The 15,617-nt window shown below is 73.4% G+C and carries 13 protein-coding genes; 5 read left to right on the top strand and 8 right to left on the bottom strand.

Going from position 1 to position 15,617, the window contains the following annotated elements:
• Positions 1 to 176 precede the first annotated feature (176 nt).
• The 3 genes from hisB to hisD are packed head-to-tail and all read right to left on the bottom strand — an operon-like array spanning position 177 to position 3,231.
• Positions 177 to 770: an imidazoleglycerol-phosphate dehydratase HisB gene (gene hisB / locus JJV70_RS18370; protein WP_219049103.1), complete on the bottom strand. Its 594-nt coding sequence runs from the start codon at positions 768 to 770 to the stop codon at positions 177 to 179.
• Positions 767 to 1,891: a histidinol-phosphate transaminase gene (locus tag JJV70_RS18365; protein ID WP_219049102.1), complete on the bottom strand. Its 1,125-nt coding sequence runs from the start codon at positions 1,889 to 1,891 to the stop codon at positions 767 to 769. Before JJV70_RS18365 ends, hisB begins: the two co-directional genes overlap by 4 nt.
• The gene (gene hisD, locus JJV70_RS18360; protein WP_308294894.1) at positions 1,888 to 3,231 is read right to left on the bottom strand and encodes a histidinol dehydrogenase; all 1,344 of its coding nucleotides are present in this window, start codon (positions 3,229 to 3,231) and stop codon (positions 1,888 to 1,890) included. The genes JJV70_RS18365 and hisD overlap by 4 nt, the downstream gene beginning before the upstream one ends.
• A gap of 234 nt (positions 3,232 to 3,465) precedes the next feature.
• Between hisD and JJV70_RS18355 the strand changes: the two genes are divergently transcribed.
• From JJV70_RS18355 to ybaK, 3 genes are all read left to right on the top strand, one after another.
• Positions 3,466 to 5,103, top strand: coding sequence for an oxidoreductase (locus tag JJV70_RS18355; protein WP_219049101.1), 1,638 nt, complete (start codon positions 3,466 to 3,468; stop codon positions 5,101 to 5,103).
• A gap of 113 nt (positions 5,104 to 5,216) precedes the next feature.
• Entirely contained in the window at positions 5,217 to 5,963 is a 747-nt protein-coding gene (locus JJV70_RS18350; protein ID WP_219049100.1) for an LON peptidase substrate-binding domain-containing protein, read from the top strand.
• A gap of 18 nt (positions 5,964 to 5,981) precedes the next feature.
• Positions 5,982 to 6,482: a Cys-tRNA(Pro) deacylase gene (ybaK, locus tag JJV70_RS18345; RefSeq protein WP_219049099.1), complete on the top strand. Its 501-nt coding sequence runs from the start codon at positions 5,982 to 5,984 to the stop codon at positions 6,480 to 6,482.
• 67 nt (positions 6,483 to 6,549) lie between these two features.
• On the opposite strand, the gene JJV70_RS18340 is transcribed toward ybaK, so the two are convergent.
• From JJV70_RS18340 to JJV70_RS18325, 4 genes are all read right to left on the bottom strand, one after another.
• Complete coding sequence (locus tag JJV70_RS18340) at positions 6,550 to 7,320, bottom strand: DUF2567 domain-containing protein (RefSeq protein ID WP_219049098.1); 771 nt, start codon at positions 7,318 to 7,320, stop codon at positions 6,550 to 6,552.
• Positions 7,321 to 7,386: 66 nt separating this feature from the next.
• Complete coding sequence (locus JJV70_RS18335; RefSeq protein WP_219049097.1) at positions 7,387 to 8,238, bottom strand: ABC transporter permease; 852 nt, start codon at positions 8,236 to 8,238, stop codon at positions 7,387 to 7,389.
• A complete protein-coding gene (locus JJV70_RS18330) occupies positions 8,235 to 9,248 on the bottom strand; it encodes an ABC transporter ATP-binding protein (RefSeq protein ID WP_219049096.1) in 1,014 nt (337 codons plus the stop codon). Before JJV70_RS18330 ends, JJV70_RS18335 begins: the two co-directional genes overlap by 4 nt.
• Positions 9,249 to 9,374: 126 nt before the next feature.
• Positions 9,375 to 10,616, bottom strand: coding sequence for an NYN domain-containing protein (locus tag JJV70_RS18325; protein ID WP_219049132.1), 1,242 nt, complete (start codon positions 10,614 to 10,616; stop codon positions 9,375 to 9,377).
• A gap of 241 nt (positions 10,617 to 10,857) precedes the next feature.
• Here JJV70_RS18325 and JJV70_RS18320 point away from each other — a divergent pair, with 241 nt between their 5' ends.
• Positions 10,858 to 11,001, top strand: coding sequence for a hypothetical protein (locus tag JJV70_RS18320; protein ID WP_219049095.1), 144 nt, complete (start codon positions 10,858 to 10,860; stop codon positions 10,999 to 11,001).
• A 219-nt stretch (positions 11,002 to 11,220) separates the two neighbouring features.
• Here JJV70_RS18320 and dnaE read toward each other — a convergent pair whose 3' ends face one another.
• The gene (gene dnaE / locus JJV70_RS18315; protein WP_219049094.1) at positions 11,221 to 14,763 is read right to left on the bottom strand and encodes a DNA polymerase III subunit alpha; all 3,543 of its coding nucleotides are present in this window, start codon (positions 14,761 to 14,763) and stop codon (positions 11,221 to 11,223) included.
• 167 nt (positions 14,764 to 14,930) lie between these two features.
• Here dnaE and JJV70_RS18310 point away from each other — a divergent pair, with 167 nt between their 5' ends.
• Positions 14,931 to 15,617, top strand: coding sequence for a hypothetical protein (locus JJV70_RS18310; protein WP_219049093.1), 687 nt, complete (start codon positions 14,931 to 14,933; stop codon positions 15,615 to 15,617).

Here is a 15,617-nt window from a genome sequence, read left to right as displayed (position 1 = left end):
CGTTTCCGTTCGCTTCTCCGCCCGCACGGCCCACAGGTGCGGGCATCGTCGTACGGTGCGGCCCGGCGGCCGTGCGTGCGTCGCTCACAGTGCTCATGTGTTCGCTTCTCCGCCCGCGCGGCGCAGAGGTGCGGGCATCGTCGTACGGTGCGGCCCGGCGGCCGTGCGTGCGTCGCTCACAGGGCGCCCTTCGTGGACGGAATCCCCGGCTGCCGGGGGTCGATCTCGCTGGCGTAGCGCAGGGCGCGGGCCAGAGCCTTGAACTGGCATTCCACGATGTGGTGGGCGTTGCGGCCGTAGGGGACGTGGACGTGCAGCGCGATCTGGGCCTGCGCGACGAAGGACTCCAGGATGTGCCGCGTCATCGTCGTGTCGTAGTCCGGGCCGATCATCGGCGCCATGGCCTGCGGCTCGGAGTGCACCAGGTAGGGGCGGCCGGACAGATCGACGGTCACCTGGGCGAGGGACTCGTCCAGCGGGACGGAGGCGTCCGCGAACCGCACGATGCCGCGCTTGTCGCCAAGTGCCTGCCGGAACGCGGCGCCCAGCGCGAGCGAGGTGTCCTCGATGGTGTGGTGGCTGTCGATGTGCAGGTCGCCCTCGGTCTTGACGCTGAGGTCGAACAGGCCGTGCCGTCCGAGCTGGTCCAGCATGTGGTCGAAGAAGCCGACGCCGGTGGCGACATCGACCGTGCCCGTCCCGTCGAGGTTGATCTCGACGACGACCGAGGTCTCCTTGGTGGTGCGCTCCTCGCGGCCAACGCGGCTCATCGCTCGTTCTCCTTCATCACTGCACGTACCGCGTTCAAGAACGCGTCGTTCTCCTCCGGGGTGCCCACGGTCACCCGCAGCCAGCCGGGCACGCCGTTGTCCCGGACCAGCACCCCGTGCTCCAGCAGTGCCTGCCAGGCGGCGTGCGCGCCGCCCGCGCCGTCGAAGCGGCCGAACTGCACGAAGTTGGCGTCGGAGGCCACGACCTCGCAGCCCGCCGCCCGCAGCTCGGTGACCAGCCGGTCCCGCTCGCCCTTGAGCTGCTCGACGTAACCGAGCAGCGTGTCGGTGTGCTCCAGCGCGGCGAGCGCGGTGGCCTGGGTGACGGCCGACAGGTGGTACGGCAGCCGCACCAGCATGACGGCGTCCACCACGGCCGGATCGGCGGCCAGGTAGCCCAGCCGCAGTCCCGCGGCGCCGAACGCCTTCGACATCGTACGGGAGAGCACCAGGTTGGGGCGGCCCGCGATCAGCGGCAGCAGGGACGGGCGGTGGCTGAACTCGCCGTAAGCCTCGTCCACGACGACGAGCGCGCCGTGACCGCCAGCGGCCTCCTGCGCGGCGTCGTACAGCGCGAGCACGGCGTGGGGTTCGACGGCGGTGCCGGTGGGGTTGTTGGGCGAGCAGACGAACACCACGTGCGGGCGGTGTTCGGCGATGGCGCGGCGGGCGGCGTCGAGCTCGATGGTGAAGTCCGCCGCGCGCGGCCCGGAGATCCAGCCGGTGCCGGTGCCCCGGGCGAGCAGGGCGTGCATCGAGTACGAGGGGTCGAAGCCGAGCGCGGTGCGCCCGGGCCCGCCGAACGCCTGGAGCAGCTGCTGAAGCACCTCGTTGGAGCCGTTGGCCGCCCACACGCCGTCGGCGTTGACGGGGTGATTGCCGGTGCGGGTGAGGTAGGCGGCGAGCCGGGTGCGCAGCTCGACGGCGTCGCGGTCCGGGTAGCGGTTCAGGCCGCGCGCGGCCTCGGCGACCCGCTCCGCGATCCGCTCGACCAGCGCCTCGGGCAGCGGGTAGGGGTTCTCGTTGGTGTTCAGCCGCACCGGGACATCGAGCTGCGGCGCCCCGTAGGGGGACTTGCCGCGCAGCTCGTCCCGGATCGGCAGGTCGTCCAGGACGGTCATGCGCCGGGCACCTTCCCGTCGAAGCGGGCCGTCAGGGCCGCACCGTGGGCGGGCAGGTCCTCGGCTTCGGCGAGCGCCACGACGTGGTGGGTGACCTCGGCGAGGGCGTCGCGGCTGTAGTCCACGACGTGGATGCCGCGCAGGAAGGACTGCACGGACAGGCCCGAGGAGTGGCAGGCGCAGCCGCCGGTGGGCAGCACGTGGTTGGAGCCCGCGCAGTAGTCGCCCAGGGAGACGGGCGCGTACGGGCCGACGAACACGGCGCCCGCGTTGCGCACCCGGGCGGCGACGGCGGCGGCGTCGGCGGTGTGGATCTCCAGGTGCTCGGCGGCGTAGGCGTCCACCACGCGCAAGCCGTGCTCGATGTCGTCCACGAGGACCACACCGGACTGGCGGCCGGACAGCGCCTCGGTGATCCGCTCGGTGTGCTTGGTCGCGGCGACCTGGGTGACCAGCTCGGCGTCCACCGCCTGGGCCAGCTCCTCGGAGTCGGTGACCAGGACGGCGGCGGCCAGCGTGTCGTGCTCGGCCTGGCTGATCAGGTCGGCGGCGACGTGCGCGGGGTCGGCGGTGGCGTCGGCGAGGATGGCGATCTCGGTGGGACCGGCCTCGGCGTCGATGCCGATGCGGCCCTTGAGCAGGCGCTTGGCGGCGGCCACCCAGATGTTGCCGGGGCCGGTGACCAGCTGGACCGGGGCGCACTCCTCGGTGCCGTAGGCGAACATGGCGACCGCCTGCGCGCCGCCGGCGGCGTACACCTCGTCCACGCCGAGCAGGGCGCAGGCGGCGAGGATCGTCGGGTGCGGCAGGCCGCCGAACTCGGCCTGCGGCGGAGAGGACACCGCCAGCGAGGCGACCTCGGCCTCCTGCGCGGGGACGACGTTCATCACCACGGAGGACGGGTAGACCGCCTGGCCGCCCGGCACGTACAGGCCGACACGCTCGACGGGCACCCAGCGCTCGGTGACGGTGCCGCCGGGCACGACCCGCACGGTGTGGTCGGTGCGGCGCTGGGCCCGGTGCACGGTGCGGGCGCGGCGGACCGACTCCTCCAGTGCGGCGCGCACGGCCGGGTCCAGCTCGTCCAGAGCCTTCACCAGCGCCTCGGCCGGGACCCCGACCCGGTCCAGGGTGACGCCGTCGAACCGCTGGGCGTAGTCGAGCAGCGCCGCCGTCCCGCGATGCTGGACGTCGTGGCAGATGGGCCGCACCTTCTCCAGGGCGGCTTCGACGTCGAGCTCAGCGCGGGGCAGTAGATCGCGGTCGATGCCGCCGGTCACGCCGCCGTCGGCGGAGGAACCACGCAGATCGATCCGGGCCAGGGAAATCGTTCGCAGCACCCCTCCAGTCTCGCAGACCCCGGGCGGTGTCCCGGTTCGCGTATCGAAGCGTGATACGCGGGTCGCGCCACGGGGTAGGCCGTACGTGCCGGTCACGGTGACGACGGGGGCGGCCGAAAGGCCAGAGCCGGGATGGGCGACGCGAGCGCGGACGAGACCGGCGGTGTGCCCGTCACCGGACACCGTGCCCGTGCGGCCGCCGGGCCGACGGGGCTGACCAGGAGGGGGACGGGTGTGAGCGAGCCGCTGACCGACGGCGAACCACCGGCCGAGCTGCGGCTGTCCACGGCCGAGTGGGGCCTGTGGCAGGCGTTCCGCAACGGGACCCCGCACGATCTGCGCACCGGCGACCCGGTCCGCGACGATCCGGGCGGCGACGACGCGTGGGGGCCGCAGCGCACGGTGCGGGCCCGCGTCATCGCCCTGCTGTTGCTGCACGGCCCGCCGCCACTGCTGGGCCGGGTGACGTCGCTGCAACTGCGCGGGGCGCTGATCACCGGGCGGCTTGACCTGTCCGGCGGGCAAGTGCGGCCCTACGTCGAACTGAAGCAGTGCCGGTTCGAGGACGAGCTGTTGCTGACCGAAGGCCAGGTGAGCACGTTCCGCCTGGTGGACTGCCAGGTGCCCCGGGTGGAGGCCGCCCGCGCCGGGACCGACGGTGATTTGCACCTGGCCCGCTGCACCGTGCCCGAGGGCATCCGGCTCACCGATGCCTCGATCGGCTCCGACCTGCTGCTGAACGAGACCACCTTCGGCAGCGGGCACCGGCTGCGGGCCATCGCGGCCGACGGGCTGAACGTCGGCCAGGACCTCCAGGCCGGGCTGATGCGCTGTGACGGTGAGGTGAGCCTGCGCGGTGCCCAGATCGGCGGGTCCCTCTACCTCTACGGCAGCGTGCTGCGCAACCGCGGCCGGTACGCGCTGCACGCCCCGGAGATGCACGTCGCCCGCTTCGCCCACTGTGCGACGGCGGGCCCCGGCACCCTCTACCTGATGCAGAGCATGACGCCGCCGCTGGGCACGGTGCACCGGGGCGACCAGGCCCAGGCGCAGGACCCGGCCGGGGGCTGGTTACCGCCCCGGCAGCATCAGCGGTTCGAGTGCACCGGGGGTGTGAAGCTTGACGACTGCCGGTTCGGGGACTCCCTGGTGATCGACCAGGCCGTCTTCACCCTGCGCCGGGACCAGGAGGTCTCCCTGCGCCGGGTGCAGACTCCCGAGCTGCGCTTCACCCCCGAGCGCCCCGAGCACGGGCGTGTCGTCCTCTCCGGGGCCACCGTGGGCAACCTCGTGGACCGCCAGCAGAGCTGGCCGGTGCGGGCCGGGCTGTGGATGGCCGGGTTCACCTACGAGCAGCTGATCCCCGTCGGCCCGTTCCCGCTGGCCGACCGCCTGCGGTGGGTGGCCGCCGCGACCCCCGAGTACTCCCCCGGCCCCTACGAACAGCTGGCCACCGTGCTGCGCAACAGCGGTGAGGACGCCGACGCGCGCCTGGTGCTCCTGGCCAAGCAGCGCCGCCGCCGCGAGACGCTGTCGCTGGCCGGAAAGGTGTGGGGCTACCTCCAGGACTGGACCGTCGCCTACGGCTACCGGCCGGGGCTGGCCGCGCTGTGGATGGGCGTGCTGTGGCTCGCGGGCACGGGGTTCTTCTCCGGCCACCGTCCCGAGGCGCTGGAGCCGGAGAAGACCCCGCACTGGAGCCCCGCCGTCTACGCCCTGGACCTGCTGCTCCCGGTCATCGACCTGGGCCACGACAAGGCGTGGAACCCGGCCGGGCCGGGTCAGTGGGTGGCCGTCGCCCTGGTCCTCGCGGGCTGGATTCTCGCCACGACGGCCGCCGCGGGCGCGACGCGGGTGCTGCGCCGGCAGTAGGCGCGGGCAGGCCGCGGGTAGGCGGGGCGCGCGGGCTCCGGGAGGTGGTCCGCGTTTCCGGAAGGGACGGGGCCGGGGAACGCCAGGCCCCGAACGCCGTAAGGTGGCCGACTGTGACGATCGCGCGCCTACCGCTGTTCCCGCTCAACGCCGTGCTGTTCCCCGGCCTGGTGCTGCCGCTGAACGTCTTCGAGCCGCGCTACCGCGCCCTGGTGCGGGACCTGCTGGAGATCCCGGACGATCAGCCGCGCCCCTTCGGCGTCATCGCCATCCGGGAGGGCCACGAGGTCGCGCCGACCGGCATGGGCCTGCCCGACGGCACCGCCACCGCCCCGGAACGCGGCCCCGCGGCGGGCTTCGGCGCGGACCCGCTGGCGTCCTTCCACACCGTCGGCTGCGTGGCGGACGCCTCCACCGTCCGCGAGCGCGAGGGCGGGGAGGGCTACGAGCTGATGGCCACCGGGACGAGCCGCTTCCGGCTGCTGTCGGTGGACGCCGCCGGCCCCTACCTCGTCGGCGAGGTGGAGGAGCTGGAGGAGGACCCGGGCGAGGGCGCGGCTCCCCTCGCGGCCGGGGTGCTGCGGGCGTTCGGCGCCTACCGCAAACGGCTCGCGGGCGCGCAGCAGCTGACCCTGACGACGGGCCAGGAGCTCCCCGAGGAGCCGTCGGTCGTCTCCTACCTGGTGGCCGCCGCGACGGTGCTGGACACCGCGGACAAGCAGCGCCTGCTCCAGACCCCGGACACCGCGAGCCGCCTGCGCGAGGAGCTGCGACTGCTGCGCCGGGAGACGGCCGTCTTGGGTGAGCTGCCCTCGCTGCCCGCGGTGGAGCTCACCCAGCAGCCGACCTGCCCGAACTGAGCGCGAGGGGGCGCCTCGATGGCGAAGGCCCGCCGGAAACAGGCGAACGGCACACCCGCGACGGTCGCCCTGGCCCGGGCCGGGGTGCCCTTCACGGTGCACGCCTACGCGCACGACCCGGCAGCCGGTCTCTCTTACGGCGAGGAGGCCGCGCGGGCGCTCGGGGTGGCGCCGGAGCGGGTGTTCAAGACGCTGGTGGCCGAGGTGGACGGGGCGCTGACGGTCGCCGTCGTCCCGGTGGCCCGCACGCTGGACCTCAAGGCGCTCGCCGCCGCTGTGGGCGGCAAGCGCGCGGTGATGGCCGACCCGGCGGCGGCCGAACGCTCCAGCGGCTACGTGCGCGGTGGCATCTCGCCGCTGGGGCAGCGCAAGCGGCTGCCCACGGTGCTCGACGCGTCGGTGGCCGCGCACCGCACGGTGTGCGTCTCCGCCGGACGCCGTGGCCTGGAGGTGGAGCTGGCACCCGCCGACCTGGCCGCGCTCACCCACGCCCACACGGCCCCCATCACCCGCGCCTGACCTCCGCCCGGCCCAGGCCCCGCTCGCCTCCGGGCAACCGCGTCCGGAAGCGACCCGCCGGAATGCCCTACCCGCGCGGAGCCGGGCCACCGTCCGGGGCGGGGTCGTGGGTGGCGGGGCCGTCCGGGGCCGGGCCCCAGTTCGGGTGGACCGGCGGCTGCGGGTCCGCGTCGCGCGGCCCCCGGGTGCCCAGCGCGACCAGGTGCGTCGCGACGGCGGCGAGCGGCCACACCAGCAGCAGCACCATGCTGCTCAGCTCCAGCGGCCCGGTGAACACGCCCCCGCGTCCAGCGTCCAGCGCCCGGGCGGTCAGGTCCGCGCCCGGCCCCAGCACCCCGCCGAGCCAGGCGGCCAGCCAGGAGCCCAGCACCCCGCCGGAGGTCAGGCCCAGCACGACGCCGACCCCGCCGTGCCGCCGCACCAGGAACGCCAGGGCGCCGCAGACGATGCCCAGGAGCGCGGCCAGCAGCACGAAGGTGCCGTCCACGCCGAAGGATGCCTCGCTCTCGTTGTGGCGCAGGAACGCCTGCTGCCCGTCGGAGACGTACGCGACGTCGGGGGCCAGCCACCACCACAGCAGGCCGAGGACGGGCCCGAGCAGGGTGACGGCGGCCGCCGTCCCCAGCCAGGCCCACGCGTCCGCCACGCCCACCGCTTGCTCCGTCTCACCGTCCGGCACGCCGCCACCGTCCACGGCGGCGGGGGCACCGGGGATGCCGTCTCCGGGTCCGGGGCCGCCCGCCTGCGCGGACGGCTCGGCCCACGGGTCGTAGGGCCGCGAGCCCTGTGACGGCGAGGGGCGTCCGGACTGCGGTGTGGGGGGTGTCGGTGCGGTCACCCCGCCATCGTGCCAAACCGGAGCCGCCGCCGGGGAACCGGGCGCGGCACCCGGACGCCGGGCCGCTCAGCGAACCGCCGCGCGGCGGTAGGCCCAGGTGGCGAGCGCGAGCGCGAGGACACCCACGGCGGCGCAGACACCGAGGTCGAGCGCGACGCCGGTCCAGTCGGGCGCGGGGCCGAAGGTGGCCGCGAGCGCCTCGACGCCGTAGGTGGAGGGCAGCAGGTCGCGGGCCCACCCGGCGGGCTCGGGCAGTGCGGTGGGCGGCAGCACGCCGAGCAGCAGCGCGGCCGACATGCCGAGCTGGCCGCAGAGCGTGGCCAGCTCCGGCCGGGGCGCGAGCAGGCCGAGCGCGGCGCCGAGCCCGGCGAGCGCGGCACCGGCGAGCGGGACGACGGCCAGCAGCACCCACAGCCCGGTCAGCGGCAGCCCGTACAGCAGGCTGCCGGTCACCGCCGTGACCACCACACCGGGCACGGTGAACGAGGCGTAGGCACCGGCCGCGCCCAGCACGACGGCCGCTGGCGGCACGGGCAGCGTGGCGTAGTGGTCGAGCCCGCCGGAGCCGCGCAGGGCCCCGAAGTACTGCGCGAGCAGGTTCAGCGCGACGAAGGCGACGACCAGCACGCTGGACCCGGCCACGACGGCCCGGGCCTCCGCACCGGGACCGGCGTCCACGACGCCGCGCAGCAGGACCATGATCCCGATGGACTGGAAGGTGGCGACGAACAGCAGCGGGACGCGGGCGACGCGGGCCCGGGAGAGCTGGGCGCGGTAGACCGCCGTGAGCGCGGGCCACAGCCGCACGCGCGGTGCCAGCTCGGCTGCCCGCGTCTCGTGCGGTGCCGTACCGGCGCGTTGGCGGGCACGGCGGTGCGCCGCGGTGCCCGGGGCGGACTCGGCGGACAGGGCGCTCACGCCTTCACCAGACCTTCCGTACGGCCGCCGAGGGCCAGGTAGACGTCCTCCAGGCTCGGCGTGGCGAGGGAGAAGTCGTCGAGAGCGGGGAACGCCGCGCCGCTGGTGACGGCGGAGACGGCCGCGCGGGCGTCGTCCGGGGGCAGCCGCAGCGTCCAGCGGCGTCCGGCGCGCTCGGCGGCCGGGTACAGCGCGGCGACCTCGGGGACGTGCAGCGGCGGCCCGTCACGCCACACCAGTTCCAGCCGGACGTCGTCGCCGACGAGGGCCTTGAGCCCGCCGGGGGTGTCGCAGGCGATGACCCGGCCACGGTCCAGCACGGCCACGCGGTCCAGCACGGACTCCGCCTCGATGACGTTGTGGGTGACGAGCACGACCGTCGCGCCACGCTCGGCGCGGCGCCGGTCCACGGCGGCCCACACGGCGCGGCGGGCGACCGGGTCCATGCCGGTCGTCGGCTCGTCGAGCACCAGGAGTGGCCGCTCCCCCACCAGCGCGGTCGCCACGCAGGCCAGGCGGCGCTGACCGCCGGAGAGGCGTTTGAGGGGCCGGGCGGCCAGTTCGGTCAGGCCCAGCTCCTCCAGCACGGCGCCGGTCGCCCGGCGGGCGTCGGCGGCGGGCAGGCCGCGCAGCCGGGCGGTGGTCTCGGCGGCCAGCCAGACGGTCAGCTCCTCCAGCGCGGTGGACTCCTGACCGAGGTAGGCCAGCAGCCGCGCGGCGCGCCCGGGGTGGCGCACGAGGTCGTGGCCGAGGACGGTGATCTCGCCCGCGTCGGGCCGCAGCAGGCCGGTGAGCTGACGCACGAGGGTGGACTTGCCGGCGCCGTTCGGCCCGAGCAGGCCGAACAGCTCGCCACGCCGCACGGTGAGGGTGACGCCGTCACTGGCGCGGACGGCGGGGCTCGCGGGCGCCCGGCGCCGGGACCGCTGTGCGGGGTACGTCTTCACCAGGTCCCGTACGGCGCACACCGGCCCGCCGCTGGTGCCGTCCTGCGGTGTGCCCGTCTCCACGACGTACGAGGGTACGCGCTGCGTTCCGCACCCCGTTCCCTCCCCCGGCCTTCGGGCGCCCTCCCCCGGCCTTCGGCCGGGACCCCGCGTTCTGCACGCCGCCTTCACGCCGCGTGGGGCGCGCCGCTACTCGGCCGGAGCGCGCTCCGTGTCCGTGTGGCCGTCCACCTCGCGCCAGAAGCCCGCGCGGATCGCGTACCGGTCGTTCTCGTCGATCTGGTCGTCCTTGTGGGCCAGCAGCCCGAAGCGCGCGGCGTACCGCAGCAGCTCGCCGTCGATGCGGTGCGGAATGCGCGGGTACAGCGTCGTCAGCTGCTCCAGGTGCCCGTGACCGCCCAGGCGCGCGAGCCAGCGGCGGGCGAAGACCTGGCCGACCTCGAACGGGTCCCCGCTGACGGCCGTGATGTCCTCCTCGCGGTCGGCCCAGCGCTGCTCGGCCGTCGTGAGCTGCGCCAGCGTCGGCAGCGCACCGGCCTCCGGCGGCTCGGCCGGGGCCCCGCCCCGGTCCACCCAGCCCTTCTCCGAGGACCAGCGCAGGGTGGCGGCGGGCGCCGGGGGCGGCGCGCTGTGCGGGGCGGGCGCGGGGCGGCCCAGCTCGGCGAGGTCCTTCGGCGTGGGCACCCCGCGCGCGTGGGTCTCGGACGGTTCCTCCTCGGGGGCCGGAGCGGACGGGGCCGGGCCGGGCGGTGCCGCCGCGCCGTTCTTGCCGGCCAGTGCGGACGGCGAGCGGGAGGAGCGCGGCGGTTCGGGCAGCGGGGCGGCGAGGATGGCGGCGATGTCGGGGCGGGTGGGCGGCTGCGGTGCCCCGGGGCAGACGGTCTCCTTCGCCTGGACGGCCCGGGTGATCCACTCCCGGTCCAGCACCCGGCGTTCATCGGCCTCGGCGACCAGGTCCTCGGACTGGTTGTAGTCACCGTCGGCCGCCTGCAGCGCCCACAGGTGGACGGCGACGCCGTGTTCCTTGGCGGACATCAGGCCGGGCAGCAGGTCGCCGTCGCCGGTGACGAGCACGATGTCGGAGCAGGCCCGGTTGCGGGCCAGCTCGGTCAGCTCGGCGTGCATGGCCGCGTCCACGCCCTTCTGCGCCCAGCGGCCGTCCGTCCGGGTGAGGGCGCCCAGTCGTACCGTGACGCGGGGCATGACGCGCAGCCTGCGGTGCTCGGGCTGCGGCACCCGGTCGGGGGCGCCGTCGAACCAGTAGATCCGCAGCAGCGCGCAGCCCGTCTCGGCCTCGGCGCGCTCGCGCAGGCCCTGGATCAGCGCGGTGTGATCGACGGTGATGCCGGAGCGGGCGGGCTCTCCGGCCAACAGGCTCGCGGCGGCACCCAGCAGATAACCGGCGTCCACCAGGACGACGCAGCGGTCCACGGTCCACCCACTCTCGTCGGACAGCACAGTCAGCCGTCGGCCTGTTTCTTTCGAGTCTGCCCCGACCGTACCGGGGTTATCAGCCCGAACTCGATCTTCGGCGTGGCGAAAGCGTGGGCAGAGCGTGCGGATGTGGGCACGGACAGCCGCGCACACGAAGGGTATTGCCCGAAATGCGAAGAGTGTCGCCCCATGTGAATCTGAGTACGGCCTTGTTCCCAGGACCCCAAGGAGGTTCAGCGTGGCCAAGAAGAAGAACCGAGATCGCCAGAAACCAGGCCGCTCCGGACAACTGCCGGAGCGGCCGGAGAGCACGCAGGAGGCGCGCGGCGAGGAATCGGGCTCGGGCTCGACGCGCAAGCCGAAGCGGATGGGTCACAACTAACCGCTTCCCCAGCCTCTTCGCACGCGGCACGGCAAGGGCGCGGCCCGCAACGGGTCGCGCCCTTCCCCGTGCGACCCCCCTCCCCGCCTCCGGCTGCTTCGCCCCAGGCCGTCCCAGCCCGAGAGCGGCTTCGTCGCGGCCGGAAGGTGGAGGCGACGCCCGCGCGCGGGAAGCGGTACGGAGACCGGGCACCCGCGGCCGGGCGGGCTGGGGCGGGCGTCAGCTCGCGAGGCAGGCCGGGCCGAGGAGTTCCTTCAGGTCGCCGAACAAGGCCGGGTCGGCCGTCACCCGGTGCCGGTCCAGGCGCAGCACCGTCGTCCGGCGCGCCCCCTGCAAGCGCACCCGCACCTCGGACGCGCCCCGGTGGTGCGTGAGGACCTCGCCCAGCCGGGCCACCAGCGGCGGCGTGAGCTTCACCGTCGGGATCGTGATCGTCACCGGCGCGTTGGCCGACGCCTCACTGAGGTCGGGGACCATCAGCTCCATCGCCACCAGCCGCGGCACGTCCTCGCGCTTGTCCAGACGGCCCTTGACGAACACCACCGCGTCCTCCACCAGCTGCGTGGAGACGAGTTGGTAGGTGGCGGGGAAGAACATGCAGTCGATGGAGCCGGCCAGGTCCTCCACGGTGGCGATGGCCCAGGCGTTGCCCTGCTTGGTCATCTTGCGCTGGAGGCCGGAGATGATGCCGCCGATGGTGACCGTCGAGCCGTCGCTGTACTCGCCGCCGGTGAGCTGGGAGATGCCCGCGTCGGCCTTCTCGTTCAGCACGTGCTCGATGCCGAACAGCGGGTGGTCGGAGACGTACAGGCCCAGCATCTCCCGCTCCTGGGCGAGCAGGTAGGTCTTCTCCCACTCCTCCGGCGAGAACTGCACGTCCAGGCCGAAGCCGGGGCCGTCCTCGCCGTCGTCCCCGCCGAGGTCGCCGAACAGGTCGAACTGGCCCTCGGCCTCCTTGCGCTTGACCTGCACCACGTTGTCGATCATCGGCTCGAACTGGGCGGTGAGCCCCTTGCGGGTGTGGCCCAGCTCGTCGAACGCGCCCGCCTTGATCAGCGATTCAACCGTGCGCTTGTTACAGACGACGGCCTCCACCTTGTCCAGGAAGTCCGGGAAGGACTCGTAGGCGCCCTTGGACCTGCGGCAGCGCACGATCGAGTCCACCACGTTCTGGCCGACGTTGCGCACCGCGGTGAGACCGAAGACGATCGTGTCGTCACCGCGCGGGGTGAAGTTGGCGTCGGACTCGTTGACGTCCGGCGGCAGCACCTTGATGCCCATGCGGCGGCACTCGTTGAGGTAGACCGCCGACTTGTCCTTGTCGTCGCGCACCGAGGTGAGCAGCGCGGACATGTACTCGGCCGGGTAGTTGGCCTTCAGGTACGCCGTCCAGTAGGTGACCAGCCCGTACGCCGAGGAGTGCGCCTTGTTGAACGCGTAGCCGGCGAACGGGACCAGCACGTCCCACACGGCCTTGATCGCCTCGTCCGAAAAGCCGTTCGCCCGGGCGCCCTGCTGGAAGCTGACGAACTCCTTCTCCAGGACTTCGAGCTTCTTCTTGCCCATCGCGCGGCGCAGGAGGTCGGCCTGGCCGAGCGTGTACCCGGCGAGCACCTGGGCGGCCTTTTGCACCTGCTCCTGGTACACGATCAGGCCGTAGGTGATGTCCAGGACCTCCTTGAGAGGTTCCTCCAGCTCCGGGTGGATCGGGGTGATCTCCTGCTGGCCGTTCTTGCGCAGCGCGTAGTTGATGTGCGAGTTCATGCCCATCGGGCCGGGCCGGTACAGGGCCGAGACGGCGGAGATGTCCTCGAAGTTGTCGGGCTTCATCATGCGCAGCAGCGAGCGCATCGGACCGCCGTCGAACTGGAAGACGCCGAGGGTGTCGCCGCGCTGGAGCAGTTCGTAGGTCTTCGGGTCGTCCAGCGGGAGGTCGAGCAGCTGGATCTCGACGCCCTTGTTCTTCTTGATGGCCTTCTGCGCGTCGTCCATGATCGTGAGGTTGCGTAGGCCCAGGAAGTCCATCTTCAGCAGGCCGAGCGACTCACAGCTCGGGTAGTCCCACTGGGTGACGACGACGCCGTCGTTCTTCGGCGAGAACACCGGCACGTGGTCGATCAGCGGCTCGCTGGACATGATCACGCCCGCCGCGTGCACACCCATCTGCCGCACCAGGCCCTCGATGCCCCGGGCGGCGTCGATGACCTTGGTGACGTCCGGCTCGTTCTCGTACATCGAGCGGATCTCGCCCGCCTCGCTGTAGCGCGGGTGGTCCTTGTCGGTGATGCCCGACAGCGGCAGGCCCTTGCCGAGGACGTCGGCGGGCATCGCCTTGGTGATGCGGTCGCCCACGGCGTACGGGTAGCCCAGCACGCGGGCGGAGTCCTTGATCGCGTTCTTCGCCTTGATCGTGCCGTACGTACCGATCATGGCGACCTTGTCGGCGCCGTACTTCTCGGTGACGTAGCGGATCACCTCACCGCGCCTGCGCTCGTCGAAGTCGATGTCCACATCGGGCATGGAGACGCGCTCGGGGTTGAGGAACCGCTCGAAGATCAGGCCGTGGTCGATCGGGTCGAGGTCGGTGATGCCCATGGCGTACGCGACGATCGAACCGGCCGCCGAGCCCCGGCCCGGGCCCACCGCGATGCCGTTGTTCTTGGCCCACATGATGAAGTCGGCCACCACGAGGAAGTAGCCCGGGAACCCCATCTCGATGATGACGCCCATCTCGTAGGCCGCCTGCCGCTGCCGGTCCTCCGGCACGCCGCCCGGGTAGCGGCGGGCCATGCCGCGCCCCACCTCCTCCTGGAACCAGGTCACCTCGTCGAACCCGTCCGGCACGTCGAAGCGGGGCATCAGGTTGCGCGGCTTGAACATGCCACTGGTGTCGATGCGGTCCGCGATGAGCAGCTGGGTGTTGCGGCAGCCCTCCTGCCACGCGTCGGAGTTGTCGATCGCGTACATCTCGGCGGCCGACTTCAGGTAGTAGCCGGAGCCGTCGAACTTGAAGCGGTCCGGGTCGGAGAGGTTGCTGCCGGTCTGGATGCACAGCAGGGTGTCGTGCGCGCTGGACTCGTGCTCGTAGGTGTAGTGCGAGTCGTTGGTGACCACGAAGGGGGCGCCGAGCTTGCGGGCGATCTCCTCCAGGCCCGCCCGGGCCCGCCGGTCGATGTCGATGTTGTGGTCCATCAACTCGACGAAGAAGTTCTCCTTGCCGAAGATGTCCTGGAACTCCCCGGCCGCCTTCAGCGCCTCGTCCAGCTGCCCGAGGCGGATCTTCGTGGACACCTCGCCCGAGGGACAGCCGGTGGTGGCCATCAGGCCCTCGGCGTACTCGGCAAGCAGCTCGCGGTCCATGCGGGGCTTGCGGAAGAAGCCCTCCAGGCTCGCGCGGGACTGGGCGCGGTAGAGGTTGTGCAGGCCGGTGAGGTCACGCGCCCACATCGTCATGTGGGTGTAGGCGCCGCCACCGGAGACGTCGTCCCGCTTCTGGTGCGGCGCACCCCAGCGCACCGGCCGCGTGAACCGCCGTGACTCGGGCGCGACGTACGCCTCGATGCCGACGATCGGCGTCACCCCCGCGCCCTCGGCCTGGTGGAAGAAGTCGTACGCCCCGTGCAGGTTGCCGTGGTCCGTCATGGCGATGTGGGACATCTCCATCTCGTTGCACGCCTTGAACATGTCCTTCAGGCGCGCCGCACCGTCAAGCAGCGAATACTGTGTGTGCACGTGCAGATGCGTGAACGGCTGGTCGGACACGGGGCGGCACCTCCGGCACGGTTCTCTCAGGGCGCCGCCGAGTCTATGACTCCCCTCTGACATCTCCGCCCACGGCAGGCCCACCCGCCTCAGCCACGGTCACGCGTCGGTTGCGGCTCCGGGGGTTTCACCCGGCGCTTATCCGGGCCGTGGCACACTCGGGGCCGATGGGTGAGTCTGGGGCCGGTATGCGGACAGGGCGCGCCGCGGTCTTCACCGCGGTGTGCGTCACGCTGTCCGCGGGCACCCACGTGCTGCTCACGGCGAACCCGGTACCGCTGCCCATCCTGCTGGCCGTCGCCGCGGGCGTCTTCCTGTGCGCCTTCTGGCTCGGCGACCGCAGACGCGGTCTCGGGGGCATCGCCGCCGTCCTCATACCGCTGGAGCTGGCGGCGGACACCGTCTTCACCAGTGGCCAGATCGCCTGCTACGGCACCGCGGGCGGTCCGGTCACCGGTCCGCTGCGCACACTCGGCGTGGACCTGCTCTGCACCGGTGGCGGCTTCGGCACGCCGCTGGCCCGCATGGCCGCCGACGGCACCGCCCCGGCCCTGGCCCACCCGGCCGCCCCGTGGCTGCTGCTCGGCGGGCACGTCGCCGTCGGCCTGGCCGCCGCAGTGTGGCTGTGGCGCGGCGAGGAGGCGTTCGCCCGGCTACTGCGGGCCGCCGCCGCGACCGCGTACGAACTGCTGTGGCCGCCCTCCAGCGCCCGCCTCGCCGCTGCCGCACCGGCACCGCCAGCCCCGCCCGCCGGCACCCGCGCCGCGCACCGGGTGCGCTCGCTGCCGTCCCTGCCGCTCCTGACGCACTCCGTGGTACGACGCGGCCCGCCCCGCGCCGCCCTCGCGGGCTGA

The organism is Streptomyces sp. JJ66 (assembly GCF_019303495.1).
Classification (GTDB): Bacteria; Actinomycetota; Actinomycetes; order Streptomycetales; family Streptomycetaceae; genus Streptomyces.
Note: the sequence above shows the minus strand (reverse complement) of the source record. Positions and strands in the feature narration are given on the sequence as shown.

Excerpts from the sequence above, each read along its gene's own strand:
- hisB (WP_219049103.1), bottom strand. The coding sequence starts at position 770 with ATGAGCCGCGTTGGCCGCGAGGAGCGCACCACCAAGGAGACCTCGGTC.
- JJV70_RS18365 (WP_219049102.1), bottom strand. The coding sequence starts at position 1,891 with ATGACCGTCCTGGACGACCTGCCGATCCGGGACGAGCTGCGCGGCAAG.
- ybaK (WP_219049099.1), top strand. The coding sequence starts at position 5,982 with ATGGCGAAGGCCCGCCGGAAACAGGCGAACGGCACACCCGCGACGGTC.
- JJV70_RS18310 (WP_219049093.1), top strand. The coding sequence starts at position 14,931 with ATGGGTGAGTCTGGGGCCGGTATGCGGACAGGGCGCGCCGCGGTCTTC.